This is a genomic window from Streptomyces sp. S6, from assembly GCF_054880855.1.
Genome location: NZ_JBTYMC010000480.1, coordinates 1 through 3,509 on the forward strand (window position 1 = coordinate 1; position 3,509 = coordinate 3,509).

General features: G+C 69.8%; 2 protein-coding genes and 2 pseudogenes. All 4 read left to right on the plus strand.

Annotated features, from left to right (window positions below):
• Positions 1-88: pseudogene (locus tag ACVNF4_RS33910) on the plus strand (ABC transporter permease); the annotation flags it as partial.
• A 40-nt stretch (positions 89-128) separates the two neighbouring features.
• Positions 129-1,289: pseudogene (locus ACVNF4_RS33915) on the plus strand (leucyl aminopeptidase); the annotation flags it as partial.
• Positions 1,290-1,725: 436 nt separating this feature from the next.
• Positions 1,726-3,114, plus strand: a complete 1,389-nt coding sequence (gene lpdA / locus ACVNF4_RS33920; RefSeq protein ID WP_055724591.1) for a dihydrolipoyl dehydrogenase — start codon at positions 1,726-1,728, stop codon at positions 3,112-3,114.
• A gap of 62 nt (positions 3,115-3,176) precedes the next feature.
• Positions 3,177-3,509: biotin/lipoyl-containing protein (locus ACVNF4_RS33925; RefSeq protein WP_461806714.1), on the plus strand; the 333-nt coding region annotated here is incomplete at its 3' end.

Sequence of the window (3,509 nt, forward strand, 5' to 3'; positions counted from 1 at the left end):
GGACCTGCTGGGCAACGCGCCGGTACCGCGGGGCGCGGCCTGGCCCGTGGCGCATCCGATCGCCGGTTCGCTGCTGTGGTGCGCCGTGGCGCCTTGCCGTTCTTCCCCCTGGGCGCCTCCTTGTACGTGTCGAGGACGCCGGGGATCTCGGCGCGGTCGCGGAGGGCGTGCTGCTCGGGGCGTACTCCTTCGACACGTACAAGGAGGCGCCCAAGGGGAAGAACGGCAAGGCGCCGCTGGGTGAGGCCGCGCTGCTCGGGGGGAAGCCCCGGGACGCCGCGCAGAAGGCGGCGCTCGCGCGTGCCGTCGCCGTGTCCGAGGAGCTGAACCGGGCGCGGGATCTCATCAACATGCCGCCGAACGACCTGGACCCGGCCGCGTTCGCCGCGCTCGTGGTGACGGCGGGCAAGGAGCACGGCCTCAAGGTCGAGGTGCTCGACGAGAAGGCGCTCACCAAGGGTGGGTACGGGGGGATCCTCGGGGTCGGGCAGGGGTCGCTCGCGGCTCCTCGGCTGGTGAAGGTGTCGTACAGCCACCCGAAGGCGTCCAAGAACCTCGCGTTCGTCGGCAAGGGGATCACGTACGACTCCGGTGGTATCTCGCTGAAGCCCGCCGGGCACAACGAGACGATGAAGTGCGACATGAGTGGTGCCGCCGCGGTGTTCGCCGCGGTCGTCTCCGCCGCGCGCCTTGAGCTGGAGGTGAACGTCACCGGGTGGCTGGCGCTCGCCGAGAACATGCCGTCGGGGGCGGCCGTGCGGCCCGGTGACGTGCTGCGGATGTTCAGCGGGAAGACCGTCGAGGTGCTGAACACGGACGCGGAGGGACGGCTCGTCCTCGCGGACGCGCTGTGGGCGGCGTCGCTGGAGAAGCCGGACGCGATCGTCGACGTGGCGACGCTGACGGGGGCGATGATGCTGGCGCTGGGCAGCCGGACGTTCGGGGTCATGGCCAACGACGACGCGTTCCGCTCCGCGGTGTACGAGGCGGCCGAGGAGGTTGGCGAGCCGGCCTGGCCGATGCCGCTGCCGTCGCACCTCCGTAAGGGGATGGACTCCCCCACCGCCGACATCGCCAACATGGGTGAGCGGATGGGGGGTGGGCTCGTCGCCGGGCTCTTCCTCCAGGAGTTCGTCGGAGAGGGCATCACCTGGGCGCACCTCGACATCGCCGGCCCCGCGTTCAACGAGGGCGGGCCGTTCGGGTACACGCCCAAGGGGGGTACGGGGACGGCCGTGCGGACACTGGTTCGTCTCGCCGAGTTGACGGCGTTGGGCGAGCTGGGCTGACGGTTCGCCCACTGGGTGGGGTGGTTCCGTCGTGTGGCGACTTCAGGCGCGTGGGGGTTGTTCGCGCAGTTCCCCGCGCCCCTGAAGGACTGGGCTGAGGTCCGCCGTCAACGTCCCGCCACGTGGGGGCTGGTCGCGCCCACGCGGCGGAGCCGCGAATCGACACAGCCCCGCGCGGCTAAAAGCAATCACCCCACCGCCCCTTGAGAAGACCACCCCTTCTCCCCTCGATCAAGCTCCCCCATCTCCCCCGACCCCCACTCCCGTGTGGTGTCTCACACCCCATCCCCGTGTCTCGTCGGCGTCTGACAAGTGCGAGGATGGGGCTCGGCAGGACAGGGCCCCCACCGAAGGGCCGAAGCAAAGAGCGGCCGGACACCAGCCGCCTGCCGGTCAGTGACGACCGGCGTACGGCGCACAGCATGGAGGACGTGACGTGGCGAACGACGCCAGCACCGTTTTCGACCTAGTGATCCTCGGCGGTGGCAGCGGTGGTTACGCCGCGGCCCTGCGGGGGGCGCAGCTGGGTCTGGACGTCGCCCTGATCGAGAAGGACAAGGTCGGCGGTACCTGCCTGCACCGGGGTTGCATCCCCACCAAGGCCCTGCTCCACGCGGGCGAAGTCGCGGACCAGGCTCGGGAGAGCGAGCAGTTCGGTGTCAAGGCCACTTTCGAGGGCATCGACATCGCGGGCGTCCACAAGTACAAGGACGACGTGATCTCGGGCCTGTACAAGGGCCTCCAGGGTCTCGTCGCCTCCCGCAAGGTGACGTACATCGAGGGTGAGGGGCGCCTGTCGTCGCCGACCTCGGTCGACGTCAACGGCCAGCGCATCCAGGGCCGTCACGTTCTCCTCGCGACCGGCTCCGTGCCGAAGTCGCTGCCGGGCCTGGAGATCGACGGCAACCGGATCATCTCCTCGGACCACGCCCTCGTCCTGGACCGCGTCCCGCAGTCCGCGATCATCCTGGGCGGCGGCGTCATCGGCGTCGAGTTCGCCTCCGCGTGGAAGTCCTTCGGCGCCGACGTCACGATCATCGAGGGCCTGAAGCACCTGGCCCCCCTTGAGGACGAGAACTCCTCCAAGCTTCTTGAGCGCGCGTTCCGCAAGCGCGGCATCAAGTTCAACCTGGGCACCTTCTTCTCGAAGGCCGAGTACACCGCCGACGGCGTCAAGGTCACTCTGGCCGACGGCAAGGAGTTCGAGGCCGAGGTTCTCCTCGTCGCCGTGGGCCGTGGCCCCGTCTCCGCCGGTCTCGGTTACGAGGAGCAGGGCGTCGCGATGGACCGCGGCTACGTCCTGGTCGACGAGTACATGCGGACGAACGTGCCGACGATCTCCGCCGTCGGCGACCTCGTCCCGACACTCCAGCTCGCGCACGTCGGCTTCGCCGAGGGCATCCTGGTGGCGGAGCGGCTGGCCGGCCTCAAGGCCGTCCCGATCGACTACGACGGTGTCCCCCGGGTGACGTACTGCCACCCCGAGGTCGCCTCCGTGGGGATCACCGAGGCCAAGGCCAAGGAGATCTACGGCGCGGACAAGGTCGTCGCCCTGAAGTACAGCCTGGCGGGCAACGGAAAGAGCAAGATCCTGAAGACCGCGGGCGAGATCAAGCTCGTCCAGGTCAAGGACGGTGCCGTGGTCGGCGTCCACATGGTCGGCGACCGTATGGGTGAGCAGGTCGGCGAAGCCCAGCTGATCTACAACTGGGAAGCGCTGCCGGCCGAGGTCGCCCAGCTCATCCACGCCCACCCGACCCAGAACGAGGCGCTCGGCGAGGCCCACCTGGCCCTGGCCGGCAAGCCGCTTCACGCTCACGACTGACCCCCTCGGTCACCGAAGCGACGACACAGACTTTCCGCAACTCGTAAGGAGCAACCGAAACCATGGCGGTTTCCGTAACCCTTCCGGCGCTCGGCGAGAGCGTCACCGAGGGCACCGTCACCCGCTGGCTGAAGGCCGAGGGTGAGCGCGTCGAGGCCGACGAGCCCTTGCTCGAAGTCTCGACCGACAAGGTCGACACCGAGATCCCCGCGCCGGCGTCCGGCATCCTCGCGTCCATCAAGGTCGCCGAGGACGAGACGGTCGAGGTCGGCGCCGAGCTGGCCATCATCGACGACGGCACCGGCACGCCGGCCGCTGCTGAGGCCCCGGCGGCTGTCGCCGAGCCGGTCGCCGAGCCCACCCCGGCGCCTGTCGCCGAGGCTCCCGCCGCCCCG